Below are 15,315 nucleotides of genomic sequence, written 5' to 3' on the forward strand. Positions count from 1 at the left end.
TAAATGAAGTAAATGAATGAATATCCTAAACTATTTTTTCCTTAAGTTGTATAAGTATCATATTTGAACTAAAATGATATTTAATTAGAAGAAAATTATATATGTATTACATAAAAGGAGAGATTCCATGGTAAAGAAAATTGATACGCTCGAAGGGAAGACGAAATCTGAAAAAGTATACGAGTTCCTTCGTGCAAAAATACTTGCAGCAGAATACAAACCGGGAGACCGTCTCATTATTAGAGAGATAGCAAGACAACTAGAGGTTAGCGACATTCCCGTGCGTGAAGCGATAAAAAAACTAACTGCGGACGGCTTATTGGAGATTAAATCACATAGCGGGGCTAGAATTGCACCATTTAATATAAAAAATTTAGAAGAAATGTTTCTTATTCGACTTGAGCTCGAACCGTTAGCCACTCGTTTAGCTGCAAAATCAGCGACAAGTGAAGAAATCATGCTGTTAGAAAATCTTGTTTTAGAGATGGAACAACATCTAAAGAATAATGACATTGAGGAATATACACATACCAATCGAGCATTTCACAAGCAATTATATCGTTCGTCACACGCACCAGTTTTAATAGAAATCATCGAAAATCTATATCTTAGAAGTGAAAATTCAAAGTCGATTTTCCAACATGATCCCGATCGATTATTAGCTTCCAATGAAGAGCACTTAGCTATAGTGAACGCATTAAAAAACAAAGACGAAGAAAACGCCTCTAAATTAATCTATGCACAAAAAGAACATGGGTTTAAAGTCGTACTAAATGCCTTAAAAGTTTCTAGCCAATTTTGGGGCGAAAACTAATTCGAGAACATAAAAAAGCGTATTCATCTACAAAATTTCATCTGTAGAAGAATACGCTTTTCATTTAAGAAATAATCATATTAATAAGTAACACGCCTGCTAGTCCAACTATCGAAAGAATCGTTACCATAACAGACCATGTTTTAATCGTTTGCCCAATAGTAAGATTGAAGTATTCTTTATAAATCCAGAAACCAGCATCATTCACATGGGAGAACGTAATACTTCCGGCACCGGCAGCTAATACCATTAGCTCTGGGCTTATACCAGTAATCCCAACTAGAGGTGCTGCAATACCAGCTGCTGTCATACCAGCTACCGTAGCTGAACCTACAGCTACTCGTAAAATAGCGGCGATTAACCAAGTTAGAAGTAATGGTGAAAGTGTTGAGCTTGCCATAATGTCTGCGATATATTGATCAATATGACTGTCGATTAATACTTGTTTAAATGCACCACCGGCAGCGATGATTAATAGAATCATTGCAATTCCACTAACCGCATCTGTAACTGATTGCATAACTTCTTTCATTTTTCTACCGCGATTCAAGCCAAACGTAAAGAATGCGAAAATCACAGATAATAATAATGCGACGTTGGCATTACCGATAAAATCAAAGAACGGCATAACAGCTGAATTTGGTGCAGCTATCACGACAATTACATGAGAAGCGATTAAGATAACCGGCATTAACGCTGTCACAAGACTTGTTGTAAATCCAGGCATTTCTTCATCCGTAAATTCTTTTGGATTAAAAAGTCCTTTTGGAATTTCGATTTCTAAAGATTCCTTCTTGAAAAACTTAGTAAATACTGGTCCACCAATAATGATCGCTGGAATCGCAATAATAATTCCATACACTAACGTTTTCCCAATATCTGCATTGAACACACTAGCAATAGCAGTCGGTCCTGGATGCGGAGGAACAAAACCATGCATCGTAATAAGTGCTGCGATTACCGGCATCCCAATATATAAAACTGGCACTCCAGCTGCAGTAGCAATTGTAAATACTAAAGGAATTAGTACAACAACTCCTGTTTCAAAAAACAATGCAATCCCAACGACAGATGCTGTCAAAACAGCTGCTAATTGAACTCTCTTTTTTCCAAACGCATGGATTAGTGTCATCGCAATACGTTGCGCTCCACCCGAGTCTGTCATTAACTTACCAAGGATTGCTCCAAAGATAATAATCATGGTTAGGCTTCCAAGGGTTCCACCTAAACCACCTTGAACAGATGACATTGCTTCAATTGGTGACATACCTTCTAAAATGCCTACTACAAGAGAAACTAGTATAAGCGATATAAAAGCATTTAACTTAAATACAATCATTAATAGAAGTAAAAGTGCTACCCCTATACAAATGGATACTATTGGCATTCGAATTCCCCATTTCGAGTTAGAAGTTTGTCCCCGTGTGTTTCACGGGGACAATTCTTATTTATTTGCATATAAACGTACAAATTTTGTCATAACGGATTCCATTGTTTGTTGCATCTCTTCCATAACGATTGAAAGATGAGGCATTTGTTTATTCTCAAAAGCATTTTGTAAATAAGAAACAGCAGCCATGGATACTTCTGTATTGACATTCACTTTACAAATACCAAGTTGTACTGCTTGCTGAACGATCGCGTCAGGTGTCCCTGATCCACCATGAAGCACAAGTGGTACATCAACAGCTTGCTCTATTCTTTCTAAAAGAGGTAAATCAATTTTAGGCTCGCCTTTATACATGCCGTGTACTGTTCCGATAGCAGCTGCCAAAAAGTCGACACCTGTTTGTGCAACAAAATTCTTCGCAGATTCTGGATCTGTTAAAGTGCCATCTCCTTCTTCTTCATCGGAGAAATCTCCTTTTGCCAAAGAACCAATTTCTGCTTCTACAGATACACCAGCCATATGCGCTATTTCTACAATTTCTTTCGTTCGACGAATATTTTCTTCTATTTCATAGGCAGACCCGTCAAACATAACAGATGTAAATCCAGAGCGGATCGCACGAATAATCGATTCTTTTTCATATGCATGATCTAGATGAAGAGCAATAGGAACCGGAGACTTCTCTGCGATTGCTTTTACAAGTGCAGCAAAACCTTCTACATCCACTGTTGGAAAATAGCGTTCTCCTAATGCGATAATTACTGGTTGGTTTTCTCGTTCCGCCACACGAATGGCCGCTTGAACTGTTTCCAAACTGTATACGTTAAATGCTGCGACCGCATATTTACCGGCTTGCGCATTTGTTAATATTTCTTTTGTATTTACTAACATGTAAGTCTCTCCCTGCTAATTACTTATTTAAGATTTCCACAGTATCTTTTAAGGTTGTAACTGCACCTACGTTACCTGGGAAAATAATGTACGCGATTCCAGGAAACTTACTTTCTTCCCCTGTATACCAGACAGGAATTCCAGGTTGAATTTGACCAGCTACCGTTGCACGTTTTACTTCTAGCCCTTTAGTTCCGATATCACTAGATGTGATGCCGCCTTTTGCAACAATATAATTTGGACGCACAGTTAGTCGCCCGACGATACTTGTAACTGCATCGGAGATTTTAACCGATAGTTTTAACTCTTCTTCATTTTTACCTTCACCTAGATCGAGTCTTTCCCGATTTGTGTAAACAGTAACGGTTTTACCACTCTGAATTAAATCTTCCGTAGTTGAAATCACTCGATCTATTTCTACTTGGAATTTTTCAGGTTGTAATACAAGATGCGTATTAAATTCAATGAATTCGATGAAATCACTTGTTTTCAATACTTCTAGCTGCTCCGTCGTTTTTTTAACATGCGATCCAACTAGGATTAAACCACCATGATTCGTTTCTTCTTGAATTAACTCTTCTCTTGTTAAAAGTGCTTTATCACTTACTCCGCCAATTACTTTTGTCAGCGCAGCTGCACTTCGGAACATAAATTGTTTCCCAGATTTCATTGCTTTAGCAAGCGCAATGACAAAGATTTCTACATCGACATAATCGACTGCATTCACAACTACTTTGTTGAAATCTGTTACTTGAAGCAATTGATTTGTAATTCCTTCTATATCAAGTGAGCGTAAGCTCTCCAGTGAAATATATGTAGCGTTTTCTGCTGTAAATCTTCCATCTGATTTTTCTTCTACATATTCACCTAAATGTGATTTTGTATAACCAAATGTTCTGTCTTTCGCAAATTCAGTCTCTCCAGCAGGTACTAAATACTCTTCGTATTGTACATAGTGGATATTATCCACTGTGAAGCGACCGCCTTCTTTGAAAAATGGAATAATTACTTCGCCGTCATATTGAAGGTCCGAATGTCCTTCGATTGTATCTTTTAACACTTCTGTTTCCAGTGGGTAATGACCTCTTAAGGTAGAATCTCCACGACTAATGACAATAAATTCTTTGTTTTGTTTTTTCGCCACTTCTGCAATATTAGTTGCAATATCTATATGTGCTTTTTTTGTTTCTGCAGCAGTAAATCCTCGAGAATTAGTCAGTATAAAAAACATCGAATTTTCTTCTTGGAACCCTTTTTCGATACTATCTACTGACCAGTCTGTGTATACGGAAACACCATGTACTGTTTGAACACCTGTTGGATCATCATCCAGCACGATGATTTTTTTATTTAAACTAGCTAATTCTTTTTCCAGCATATCTTTTACAGTTTGTGTATCTACTACCTGGATATTTCCTAAAACTTCCTCAGCTAATCGCTTTTCTGTACTATTTATTGTCGTCATGGCTTAAACTCTCCCAACTTCAACATTTGCAAGTTTTTCAAAGTATTGAACAATACCACCGTGATCATCTGCCGCTTTCCCATCTACTTTTAATGCGTGGAAAATTTCTAAAAGTTGGCTAGATAATGGCATTGGTACACCAATACTATGCGCTGTATCCATTACGTTTGTTATATCTTTTAAGTTAATATCAATTCTTCCACCAGCTACAAAATTACGATCTAAGATTAAAGGAACTTTCGCATCTAGTACGGCACTTCCTGCAAGTCCACCGCGAATTGCTTGATACATTTTTTCCACATCGATACCAGCTTTTGCAGCTAATACTAATGCTTCTGACATAGCAGCGATATTTAAGTTGACGATTACTTGGTTAGCTAACTTCGCAGTAGTTCCGCTTCCATTTGCCCCAACTAACGTCACTTCTGCACCTACTGCATAAAGTACATCTTTCACTTGTTCAAATACTTCTTCTTTACCACCGACCATGATCGCAAGCGTACCATCTATCGCTTTTGGCTCTCCACCACTAACAGGAGCATCAAGCATTTCTACTCCTTGTTTTTCAGCAGTCGCTGCAAGTTCTTTTGAAACAACTGGTGTAATCGAGCTCATATCGATAATGACTGCACCTTTTTTCGCTCCGCTAAGTACGCCATTCTCGCCTAGTACAACTTGTTGCACATGATGAGAAGCAGGAAGCATTGTAATAATTACGTCACTGTTTTCACCGATTATTTTTGCAGAATCGCCAGCTATTGCACCAGCATCTATTAAAGATTGAACTGCCTCTTTATTAAGGTCGTTCACCATTACTTCGTACCCTTTAGCTAGTAAATTCAATGCCATAGGTTTGCCCATAATTCCTAAACCGATAAAACCAATTTTTTTAGACATAATTATTCCTCCTATTTATGTTAGTGTTCCTTATTTTAATGTGTACCATACGTTTTAATAATATCTAGCTGAAACCGTTTACAATGTCTTTAACATTTTATATTGTATACTTTTTTTATTATTTTGTACACAATTTTATTTGTTTCGTACACAAAATAAACACTTTTTTGATTTAGGCTTCCTTTCCCTTATTTTTTTTGATAAATTTGATAGTAATGAGATAGAAAATTGGAGTGAAAGCAATGATTCAGAACGATAAAAATTCTCGCTCTGCTTCCAAACAAGCATATGAAGTGATTCGTGATCGAATTTTGAACGGAGATATGCCAGGTGGCACAAAAATTGTGGAAGAAAAATTGGCCACTGATTTAGGATTTAGCCGTACTCCTATTAGAGAATCACTGCGCCAATTAAGTCATGAAGGGCTTATCGTCAATAAAAAAGTGGTACAACCTACAGAAAAAGATCTTCGCAACTTATTTCAAGTTAGAAGTTTACTAGAGGGGTTCTCAGCGAAAGCAGCAGCAACCTATTTGCCCGAAGAAGATTTAAATGCTCTTTCTAATTGCATCAAAGTAGGAAGAGAAGGAAAAGTAGAAGAAATAATGGATGCAAATGAACGATTTCACGAAATTATCGTGCAAGCTAGCGGGAACGCTCTGATGATAGACACAATCGATCGTATGAAACCCATCATCTATCTGTTTCGCAAAACCGTAGTACTATACAATCGCCCTCGATTAATAGATGAGCATGAGGAAATTTATGAAGCGATAAAAGCAAGAGATGGTGAAACGGCGAAGAAGCTAATGGAAGACCATCTGAAAGAGGACTTGGATTTTTGCTTACAAATTTTAAATAGTTCCAGAAACGAATAAAAAGAAGGTAACAAATAAGCTAGTAGACCCGCTCATTTGTTACCTTTTTTCATTTTACAGCCTAATAAAAACTTCTGTACCATCTTTTGCTTGAACGTCAACAATCTCTAACCCTCTATGTTTTTTTAGTTCACTTACGATTTTCCCAAGTTCCTTTTTATTTAGCTGTGGAATCGTAAATGGCATCTCGTTTTCTTTCATGGATTCCTTTATCCATTTATTCACTTGTTTTTGCACAAATTCTGAAGTAAGTATAAAAATGCCTAGATTTAAGAACAAGTATGGAACAGGAAGAGAAAACCGTACCCCTTTTGTTTTCACTTTTATGTTGATCATATTATCGCTCTATTCAATCGTAACGGAAACTGCATCACCATTTGCAGATTTAACATCCACAATTTGTCCGTCTAATTCATTTTCAATTGCGTCTAGAATTAAGTTAATATCGATGTCTTTTACATACTTTTCCGACTGAGGAATACTGGAGGCAATACTGTGTCCCGCTAGTAACACAACCTTCACTAGCTTGATTGGCAAATTGACGGTAACATTATCATTTTCTGCTGAAACCACTCGTACTTTCAATGTTTTATCTATATATGATTTGGGCGAAGGGGTGATACTAGTCTCTCTTTCCTTTAAAACTTGAATAAGCTCAGAGGCCTTAGCTGCATCGACTTTACCTTCTTGTACCATTGTTAATACTTTTTGAATTTCTGCATCCATCTTTCATTCCCCCTATTCATCTTTTAAAAGTTTAATCGCTTCTTCCGAAGTTATTTCTCCATTTTCTAGCATTGCAATTACCTTTTTCTCATCTACTCCACTTTTTTTCTTCGTTTCGTATCCTAGAGAGCTAACAACCTCATTCAATTTCCCACGAACAGTCGGATAGGAAATTCCCATTTCTTTTTCCACTTCCTTAATATTCCCTCTACATGTTAGGAATACTTCAACAAATCGAAGTTGCTCACTCGATAAGGAAGCAAGTTTGGATAACTCAAACTCATTTTCAATTGTTGTGTGGCAGTGCGAGCAGTGCAGCTTCGTAATTTTTAATGTTTCATCACAGACAGGACATTGACTAATAACTTGATAGGCCATAATAGCTGTTCACTCCCTCCTCTCATTTGTATTCATCATATAGTATTAAAACCACAAAATCAATGTACAAATTAAATAATTAAACAAAAACAATGCATATAATTAATAATATTAATTCGTAATTAAACATCAAGTGAAATATCTACAAAAAAGCATCTTCTTCTATGAGTTATTTGTAGAAGAAGACGCTTTTTTATTTTCTAGCATTGAACAATAGTAATGCAATTAATATCAATTACCAAATGCAAATATTAGTTCCGTTTCGCAAACTAATTCACCATCTACCGTAGCGACACCTTTCCCCTTTCCAATTGGACCTTTTATACGAGTGATTTCCACTTCTAGACGAAGTTGATCACCTGGTTTTACTTGCCGCTTAAATCGACATTTATCTATTCCCGCTAATAGCCCTAACCGTCCTTGGTTACCTTCTTGCGTTAGCATCGCAACTGCACTTACTTGCGCTAACGCCTCCACAATTAATACACCTGGCATAACTGGATAATTAGGAAAGTGTCCGTTAAAAAAGTCTTCATTTGCCGTCACATTTTTTATGCCAACTGCTCTTTTTCCCTCTTCTAATTCCAATATCCTATCTACTAAAAGAAATGGATAGCGATGTTTAATAATAGTTTTCAGTTCTTGCGTATCAAACAATATGAACTCCTCCATTCGTTATGATTTTCGACTTAATTTTTCATCTTAAAATAAGCCCTAAATGAATAAGTGTTGCTGCAACTCTAGAAAAGTTTAAAGTATCTCTATTCACTAATTGTAAATGTTTGAATTAAGCACGGTTCATCATCGACCAATTCATGTTTTTCTTCAAATACTATATTTAATTGTGCATATACCTTCTTCCAAAATGCCACTGCTGGGAGATTTTCAACAAGTTCCATAACAAAATACTTCCCGGGTTTTTCTTCAAACAATTTTTCTAGCACTTCGCTACCTAATCCTTTACCTTTATATTTATTCAATATAAAAATATCATTTACGCTAAAATCATTTTCTTTTTTTAAGAAAGGTCGCTCTAAGAGTAGCAGAAAACCTATAATGTCATTATCATTTTTAATGAAATAGGGCGAGATTCCTTCCGTTTTCCAAAACAACTCTAGATCTTCATAAGGAAATAAACCATCTGCTCCAATATTAATATTGGGGGTAAATTTTGAAAGATCATGCAAATATAACGAATACATATTTAGCAATATAGGTGCTTCTGTTTCTAAAACTTCCTGAAGAGTGATGGTCAATTTCATTTCCCCTTTTTATGTATAATTGCCTTTTCTTCACAACGATTCCCCTAAAAATAAACTCTCTCGTTAGACGAAGGATTTTCGCTTGTACTTTCTTCGTATTTTTGTATTCAGTATAATTCATTTAAAATAAAACCATGAATCAAATAAACTAAAATTTAAAAAGCGAGAACAGCGGACATTTACATTGTAGCCAGAGTTATTTTCCCCTTCTTGGGCTCTCACATTCTATTCTACGTATTAATATAGTAATCTGTTTCATATTTTCGAACTTTGTGTAAATTGTTTTATTAGGCATGGAATGTTCAGAACAAAAACGTTAAAGTGCCTGTCTGTGACCCGATATAGCAAATTGGGAAGTTTGAATGGAATGACGCACATAATAACGAAAATACGACATATGGCAAAGCATCCGCTCTTTTTAGATGGAGGTCGATTTATAAATGCGCAACATATCAAGCGGTACTCGCAACGTTCCCCTTCAAACGCGCAACATTATGGGTCATTTGCACAACGTTTACAAACCAAGTCATAGATATAGTCGTCTCACTCCAAGTAAACTTGTTATTTTAAGAATTAGTTGCTTTCACGAGTAATTTGATTGCTCTCCTGTTGATTTGGTTACTTTCAGACTAGATTTGATTGCTTTCAATGACCAATTGGTTGCTCTAAGCCATTTACTGGATGGCCGCAATTGGAAAATTGGATATAATCTTGGTTTATTGTGGGTCGGTACTAATAAGCAAGCAATTTTTATTGATTTTCGCTCACCCTACGGAAAGTGGTCGCCCTGAAGTAGAAATCATAGTGGTCACTACGACATATTCTCCCTATATCCCGTACAAAACAAAAAAAACAACCCCTTCATAAAAGGGATTGCTCGCTATCTACTATAAAACTTTCTCTAAAAACTCTTTTGCACGAGCCGATTTTGGCTCCGTAAAAAACTGTGCAGGTGGTGTATCTTCTACAAGCTGACCGCCATCAAGGAATAATATACGATCTGCTACTTCACGTGCAAAGTTCATTTCATGTGTTACGATGACCATCGTCATACCAGAATGTGCAAGAGTCTTCATAACTTCTAGCACTTCTTTGACCATTTCAGGATCAAGCGCAGAAGTCGGTTCATCAAAAAGCATAACAGATGGATTCATCGCTAGCGCACGTGCAATCGCCACACGCTGCTTTTGTCCACCAGACAAACGATTTGGATACTCGCCTCGTTTTTCATAAAGTCCTACTTTATGTAATAACTCATCCGCTATCTCGATTGCCTGCTTCTTGGAAACGCCTTGTACATTCATTGGTGCATACGTTAAATTTTCAAGCACCGTTTTATGAGGGAACAAGTAGAAATGCTGAAATACCATTCCTACATTTTCACGTACTTTCATAATGTTTGTGCGCTTGTCCGTTACAACATCTTTACCAATTGTAATGATGCCACTTGTCGGCTCTTCCAATAAGTTTATACAGCGTAAAAATGTAGACTTACCCGAGCCGGATGGACCGATGATCGCAATTACTTCTTTTTCTTTGATTTCAGTTGAAATGCCTTTTAACACTTCATTTTTACCGAAAGATTTATGCAAGTTCTCTACTTTAATCACTTCTACTCATCCTCTTTTCTAGCTTTTTGCCAAGGAATGTTAAAATGAGCGTCATAATATAATAAATCACACCGGCAACCATTAATGCCTCTAAATAATGATAATTTGAACCACCAACAACATAAGCACGGCGCATAATATCTAAAGCACCTATTACCGTTACAATTGCAGACTCTTTATTTAATGTGATAAATTCGTTCATTAATGATGGCATAATGTTTTTCATTGCCTGCGGTAAAATAATGTCTTTCATCATTTTTGCATATGGAATACCTAATGCAAGAGATGCCTCTTGCTGACCTTTATCGACCGCATTAATACCACCACGAATAATTTCTGAAATATACGCACCAGAATTTAAACCAAATGCAAGAATAGCCGCTGGCATCGGGTCAATATTAATATCAAAAAGCTGTGGAATTGCATAGTAAATAATCATTAATTGTAAAACAAGCGGAGTTCCACGGAAAATGGATGTATAAAAATCCGCTATTAATCGTAGAACTTTAATTTTTCCAATCTTGCAAAGTGCCAGTAAAATACCAAGCACCATTCCTAGTATAGTTGCTCCAATAACGATTTGAAGCGTAACACCTATTCCCTTTAATATATAAGGAATAGAGGGAACGACTGCTTGAAAATCTAACATATCGTTGCCCTCCTTTCTATTCGAACTATATAAATGAATTGAATCAAATTCGCCTTGGCGTATTTGCTCCTGCGCAAGCTCGTCGCAGAAAACATTGCGCCCAGATCAAGTAAGGAAGTTAGCCTAAGAACGTCGCATCCTTGCGACAACAGCTAACTGACCTGCATCACGCAGGCCTGAGCTTTCTCGATAAATTCCTCTAAAAATCTGTGGCATCCGCCGGAGGCCTCAATTTCATTCAGCAGTTATTTTTGCTGAATGAAATTGAACTTATTCTGCTTCTACTACAAACCATTTTTCTCTTAATTCTTCGATTTTACCGCTATCCGTTAATTCTTGAATTGCTTGGTCAAATTGTGCTTTTAACTCGCTTCCTTCTGGGAATACAGCTGCTTTAAAGTCAGGATCATCAACAACTACCGGGAAATAAGTTAAGTCAGCATTACGCTCCACATAATTTTCAGCTACGATATCTTCAATGATTGCAGCATCGAAGCGTTTTGTCATTAATTCTTGTACTACTTCTGGGATTAAGTTACGGCTTTCCACTTTCATATCTACCGTTGTTGCTAATTCATTTGCAAGTTCTTCTTGAATCGAAGAAATTTGTGCACCTACTGTTTTACCAGCTAGATCCTCTACTTTTTCAATGCCACTATCTTTTTTCGTAACAACCATTTGAACTGTTTCGTTATATGGATTCGAGAAATCTACTACTTTGTCACGATCTGGCGTTGGAGTCATACCTGCTAAAACGAAATCTACTTTTCCTGCTTGTATTGCTGGGATTAAGCCGTTAAAGTCGATGTTTTCCACTTTCACTTCAAATCCTAATTTTTCACCGATTAAATTGGCAAGGTCGATATCAAATCCAATAATTTCTTCCCCTTTTGCTGTATCCACATACTCGAATGGTGGATAATCTGCAGATGTACCCATCACTAATACTTTTTTGTCCTCTGATGTTCCTTCACTACCGGATGATTTTTCGTTGTCTGACTTCGTACCACAAGCTGCTAATAAAGCGATTACTAGTACTAGCATTGCCATAAATAATTTGTTTTTCATTTTATTTTTTCCCTTCCATATAACGATTAATTGCCTTTTCAAGCATTTCTAAACCGTCGTCGATTTGTTCTTTTGTTATGGTTAAAGGAGGAATCATTCGAATAACTTCCCCTTCGTTTCCACATAAATAGAAAAGTACACCTTCTTCTAACGCATAGTCCAGAATTTCCATCACTGCTTGTCCATCAACCTTACCCGTTTCAGGATTGGAAATTTCGATTCCTATCATTAATCCAACTGAGCGGATATCGCTTATAATTGGATATTTTGCTTGAAGTTTTTTTAACTGCTCCGTTGCGTATGCCCCAACCATTTTTGAGTTTTCCACGAGATTTTCTTCGTGCAATATTTCTAAAGTTGTTAAAGCAACTGAACATGCAATTGGATTTCCACCGAATGTAGTACCATGCATGCCGAGTGGCCATTTTTTCATTAATTCTTTCGAAGCGACAGTTGCACTTAATGGAAGACCAGATGCAATGCCTTTTGCGATTGCCATAATGTCTGGTGTCACGCCAAAGTATTGTGCTGCAAACCATTCACCAGTACGACCGAAGCCCGTTTGCACTTCATCGAAAATTAATAAAATGCCATGCTCATCACAAATCTCTCGAATTTTCTTCACCCATGCCTTCGGAGGAATAATATATCCACCTTCTCCAAGCACTGGCTCTAAAATGACACAAGCCACTTCTTCAGGCGTTACTTGGTGCTTAAAGAGACGTGTAAAATCCTTCTCTAGCTGTTCTACGCAGTAAATCTCAGGATCAACTCCAGCAGGGCAACCTTTTACGTCTGCATATGGAATTTGATAAGACAAATGTGATGGCTGTAAAAACTTACGATATTTACTCTTCGATGTTGTCACACCTAACGCCCCAAGGGAACGACCATGAAAACAACCAGTAAATGATATAACATACGGGCGCTCTGTCACGAATTTCGCAAGTTTTAATGCACCTTCAATTGCCTCTGTTCCGCTATTCGCAAAGAAAAAGCAATCTAAATCTCCTGGTAATACATGCCCTAGATTTTTGGAGAGCTTTAAAATAGATTCGTACATAATAACGCCAGATGGACCATGTACAAGTTGATCCGCCGCGTCCTTAATACTTTGGACAACTTTTGGATGACGATGCCCAGTATTCGCTACCGCAATTCCCGATGTAAAATCCAAATACGTTTTGCCATCTACTCCGTAATAGTAGCATCCCTCTTCCTTCACAATAGGAATATTTGGGTGATCTTTTGCCATACTTGGCGCTAAATAATCTCCCATATTATCATATAATTCTAACCAGTTACTCAAACTGCTCACCTTCACTTTTCCATAAGTTATTCACTTTTATAACATAGAGCCAACTATTTATATTATTAGCATGAAATGTCTTATTCATCCTTAACTACTTTTTTTGACATGTATACAATATATGCCCTTGTGTATAAATATTCAACAAGTTTTTTCGTGAATCTAAAAGTTTAAATTGGTCAAATTTTCGGAAATACATTTTTCTTTTTTCTTATAATTTTCATCTAATCTCCCCATACAGCTCCGCCGCGAACGACAAGCATACTATATGTGTATTATTAAAAAAGGAGAGATTTTCAGTGGCTAATATGTATTTAGATTTATTGGCTTATTTTGGAGTCGGTAGTGCGCATCCAGGGGGATTTCGTTTAACCCAATCTATACTGGAAAATGAAAAAATTCTTCCGGTAGAAACTGTTCTAGATGTAGGTTGTGGGACAGGGCAGACCGCTGCTTTCTTAGCAAAAAAGTTTCACTGCCAAGTAACTGCGATAGATAAACACCCCATTATGGTTGAAAAGGCAGAAGAAAGATTTAAAAATAATAATCCTCCTATCAAGGTGATAGAAGGAGACGCAGAAAATTTAAGTTTTGCAGATGATTCTTTTGATTTCGCTATTGCCGAATCAGTGATCGTCTTTACTAATATTTCGAAAACATTAGATGAACTTGCCCGAGTATTAAAAAATACCGGTAGAATGATTATCATCGAAATGGTAGTGGAACCAAATTTACCAATAGATTTACAAAAGGAAATACAGAATCTATATGGAATATGCGAAGTTTTAAGGGAAGAAGAGTGGATATCCAGACTTCACCAAGCCGGATTCACTAAAATTGAAATGATAAAAACACCATCCACACTATCACCAAGTGAACTTCAAGACGTCAATCAATCGGAAAACATCCAGTCGAAATTCTACGATCTATGGGAGATACATCATCAATTCATCGTTCAAAATCATCACTTCATTGGCTATCGGGTATTTAAATGTCATCTGTCTTCATAGGAAAATCAGAACTTGCAATTATTTCTTCGGAGGATTTTCTATATAATTCGTTATTTGGAAAGGGTCCATGCTTCTTTTGAAAACTATCTACAATTTGAAAACCTATATGATAACCAATCCATTTCGGAAAACGACTTCCAGCTTTACCAAATAAAAAAAGATGATGATTTTTAACTCCTGCAACATCTAACGAAGGTACAAAGTGCTTTTTCCATATGGGAAGAGCTTCTTCCAATGAATAAAGATTTATCCAAGGCGCTAACCACTTTTCACCGTATACATCCTTTACCGCATATTCCCCAAGTCCTTCAATAATTAGCGAATCCTTTAAAGAAATCTTATTTGGAGCTATATTCAAATACTCTAATCGGCATGCATGATTATACTCATGTGCAAAGAGAGCCTTTATTTCTTCCGTATGGAGATCAGGAGATAGAAATAAAAATAATGCTCCTCTATACGCTATACCATTTTTTTTAGGTGTTTCCTTTCTTGTTTTTGCAGTTGCATTTTTTATTGGGAAAATATAGATGGAAACTTTCGGGCCATTCCACCGTTTTCTTAACATTTTATATTCTTGTTTTACGATTTGCCATACATTTTGAGCTTCCATTCGTTGGACAATATCTTTTATGTTCCGCCACTCCCCCGGCTGAAATAAACCATTTCTTAGTAGTTCATACTGGACTACCTCTGGATCTACTGTGGGAAATAATTTCATAAGTGGTCCACCTAATATCTCGGAATGCTTGGTAGTTGCTCCTCTTCCTGATTGCTCTTCACATAGTTCAACAAACTTATAAAGCAGATTTTGCGTTTGAATTACTGGCATACATCTCTTCCTTTTTCCTTTTACTTTTATCATATGTTTATATTTCAAATTATTTATGAAACTTGATATTTTTAGCAATCCATCATTCAGTAGACGATTGTCTTTCGTGCCATATTCTGAAGCGCATATGTTAATA

The 15,315-nt window shown here is 36.7% G+C and carries 17 protein-coding genes; 3 read left to right on the forward strand and 14 right to left on the reverse strand.

Going from position 1 to position 15,315, the window contains the following annotated elements:
- Positions 1 to 127: 127 nt before the first annotated feature.
- Positions 128 to 814 carry a GntR family transcriptional regulator gene (locus FG383_RS13055; RefSeq protein ID WP_142607832.1) on the forward strand — a complete coding sequence of 229 codons (687 nt, stop codon included), beginning with the start codon at positions 128 to 130 and terminating at the stop codon, positions 812 to 814.
- Positions 815 to 878: 64 nt separating this feature from the next.
- Here FG383_RS13055 and FG383_RS13060 read toward each other — a convergent pair whose 3' ends face one another.
- The 4 genes from FG383_RS13060 to garR are packed head-to-tail and all read right to left on the reverse strand — an operon-like array spanning position 879 to position 5,457.
- Positions 879 to 2,201 carry a gluconate:H+ symporter gene (locus FG383_RS13060; RefSeq protein ID WP_142607833.1) on the reverse strand — a complete coding sequence of 441 codons (1,323 nt, stop codon included), beginning with the start codon at positions 2,199 to 2,201 and terminating at the stop codon, positions 879 to 881.
- A 57-nt stretch (positions 2,202 to 2,258) separates the two neighbouring features.
- On the reverse strand, positions 2,259 to 3,095 hold the full coding sequence (locus tag FG383_RS13065; protein ID WP_142607834.1) for a class II fructose-bisphosphate aldolase: 837 nt from the start codon (positions 3,093 to 3,095) through the stop codon (positions 2,259 to 2,261).
- A 19-nt stretch (positions 3,096 to 3,114) separates the two neighbouring features.
- Positions 3,115 to 4,560 carry a four-carbon acid sugar kinase family protein gene (locus tag FG383_RS13070; protein WP_142607835.1) on the reverse strand — a complete coding sequence of 482 codons (1,446 nt, stop codon included), beginning with the start codon at positions 4,558 to 4,560 and terminating at the stop codon, positions 3,115 to 3,117.
- Between the two features lie 3 nt (positions 4,561 to 4,563).
- Positions 4,564 to 5,457: a 2-hydroxy-3-oxopropionate reductase gene (garR, locus tag FG383_RS13075; protein ID WP_142607836.1), complete on the reverse strand. Its 894-nt coding sequence runs from the start codon at positions 5,455 to 5,457 to the stop codon at positions 4,564 to 4,566.
- Between the two features lie 242 nt (positions 5,458 to 5,699).
- On the opposite strand from garR, the gene FG383_RS13080 reads away from it, so the two are divergent.
- Positions 5,700 to 6,335: a GntR family transcriptional regulator gene (locus FG383_RS13080; RefSeq protein WP_142607837.1), complete on the forward strand. Its 636-nt coding sequence runs from the start codon at positions 5,700 to 5,702 to the stop codon at positions 6,333 to 6,335.
- Between the two features lie 54 nt (positions 6,336 to 6,389).
- Here the strand turns inward: FG383_RS13080 and FG383_RS13085 are convergent, their stop codons facing one another.
- The 9 genes from FG383_RS13085 to FG383_RS13125 form a co-directional block, all read right to left on the reverse strand.
- On the reverse strand, positions 6,390 to 6,671 hold the full coding sequence (locus tag FG383_RS13085) for a hypothetical protein (protein WP_142607838.1): 282 nt from the start codon (positions 6,669 to 6,671) through the stop codon (positions 6,390 to 6,392).
- Between the two features lie 9 nt (positions 6,672 to 6,680).
- Positions 6,681 to 7,061 (reverse strand): SHOCT-like domain-containing protein, encoded by a 381-nt coding sequence (locus tag FG383_RS13090; protein WP_142607839.1) that lies wholly within the window; start codon positions 7,059 to 7,061, stop codon positions 6,681 to 6,683.
- Between the two features lie 12 nt (positions 7,062 to 7,073).
- Positions 7,074 to 7,439, reverse strand: a complete 366-nt coding sequence (locus FG383_RS13095) for a DUF2089 domain-containing protein (protein WP_142607840.1) — start codon at positions 7,437 to 7,439, stop codon at positions 7,074 to 7,076.
- A gap of 231 nt (positions 7,440 to 7,670) precedes the next feature.
- The gene (gene fabZ / locus FG383_RS13100) at positions 7,671 to 8,111 is read right to left on the reverse strand and encodes a 3-hydroxyacyl-ACP dehydratase FabZ (RefSeq protein WP_425467649.1); all 441 of its coding nucleotides are present in this window, start codon (positions 8,109 to 8,111) and stop codon (positions 7,671 to 7,673) included.
- Between the two features lie 89 nt (positions 8,112 to 8,200).
- Positions 8,201 to 8,701 carry a GNAT family N-acetyltransferase gene (locus FG383_RS13105; protein ID WP_425467650.1) on the reverse strand — a complete coding sequence of 167 codons (501 nt, stop codon included), beginning with the start codon at positions 8,699 to 8,701 and terminating at the stop codon, positions 8,201 to 8,203.
- Positions 8,702 to 9,588: 887 nt separating this feature from the next.
- Positions 9,589 to 10,311: an amino acid ABC transporter ATP-binding protein gene (locus FG383_RS13110; RefSeq protein WP_142607842.1), complete on the reverse strand. Its 723-nt coding sequence runs from the start codon at positions 10,309 to 10,311 to the stop codon at positions 9,589 to 9,591.
- Positions 10,304 to 10,960 carry an amino acid ABC transporter permease gene (locus FG383_RS13115; protein ID WP_142607843.1) on the reverse strand — a complete coding sequence of 219 codons (657 nt, stop codon included), beginning with the start codon at positions 10,958 to 10,960 and terminating at the stop codon, positions 10,304 to 10,306. Before FG383_RS13115 ends, FG383_RS13110 begins: the two co-directional genes overlap by 8 nt.
- 270 nt (positions 10,961 to 11,230) lie before the next feature.
- Positions 11,231 to 12,028, reverse strand: a complete 798-nt coding sequence (locus tag FG383_RS13120; RefSeq protein WP_142607844.1) for a transporter substrate-binding domain-containing protein — start codon at positions 12,026 to 12,028, stop codon at positions 11,231 to 11,233.
- 1 nt (position 12,029) lies between these two features.
- Positions 12,030 to 13,337, reverse strand: coding sequence for an aspartate aminotransferase family protein (locus FG383_RS13125; protein ID WP_142607845.1), 1,308 nt, complete (start codon positions 13,335 to 13,337; stop codon positions 12,030 to 12,032).
- Positions 13,338 to 13,645: 308 nt separating this feature from the next.
- Here FG383_RS13125 and FG383_RS13130 point away from each other — a divergent pair, with 308 nt between their 5' ends.
- Positions 13,646 to 14,347, forward strand: a complete 702-nt coding sequence (locus FG383_RS13130; RefSeq protein WP_246096998.1) for a class I SAM-dependent methyltransferase — start codon at positions 13,646 to 13,648, stop codon at positions 14,345 to 14,347.
- On the opposite strand, the gene FG383_RS13135 is transcribed toward FG383_RS13130, so the two are convergent.
- Positions 14,325 to 15,179, reverse strand: coding sequence for a DUF2268 domain-containing putative Zn-dependent protease (locus FG383_RS13135; RefSeq protein WP_142607847.1), 855 nt, complete (start codon positions 15,177 to 15,179; stop codon positions 14,325 to 14,327). The genes FG383_RS13130 and FG383_RS13135 overlap by 23 nt on opposite strands.
- Between the last annotated feature and the right edge of the window lie 136 nt (positions 15,180 to 15,315).

The sequence above is a fragment of the Psychrobacillus soli genome, from assembly GCF_006861775.1.
Lineage (GTDB): Bacteria > Bacillota > Bacilli > Bacillales_A > Planococcaceae > Psychrobacillus > Psychrobacillus soli.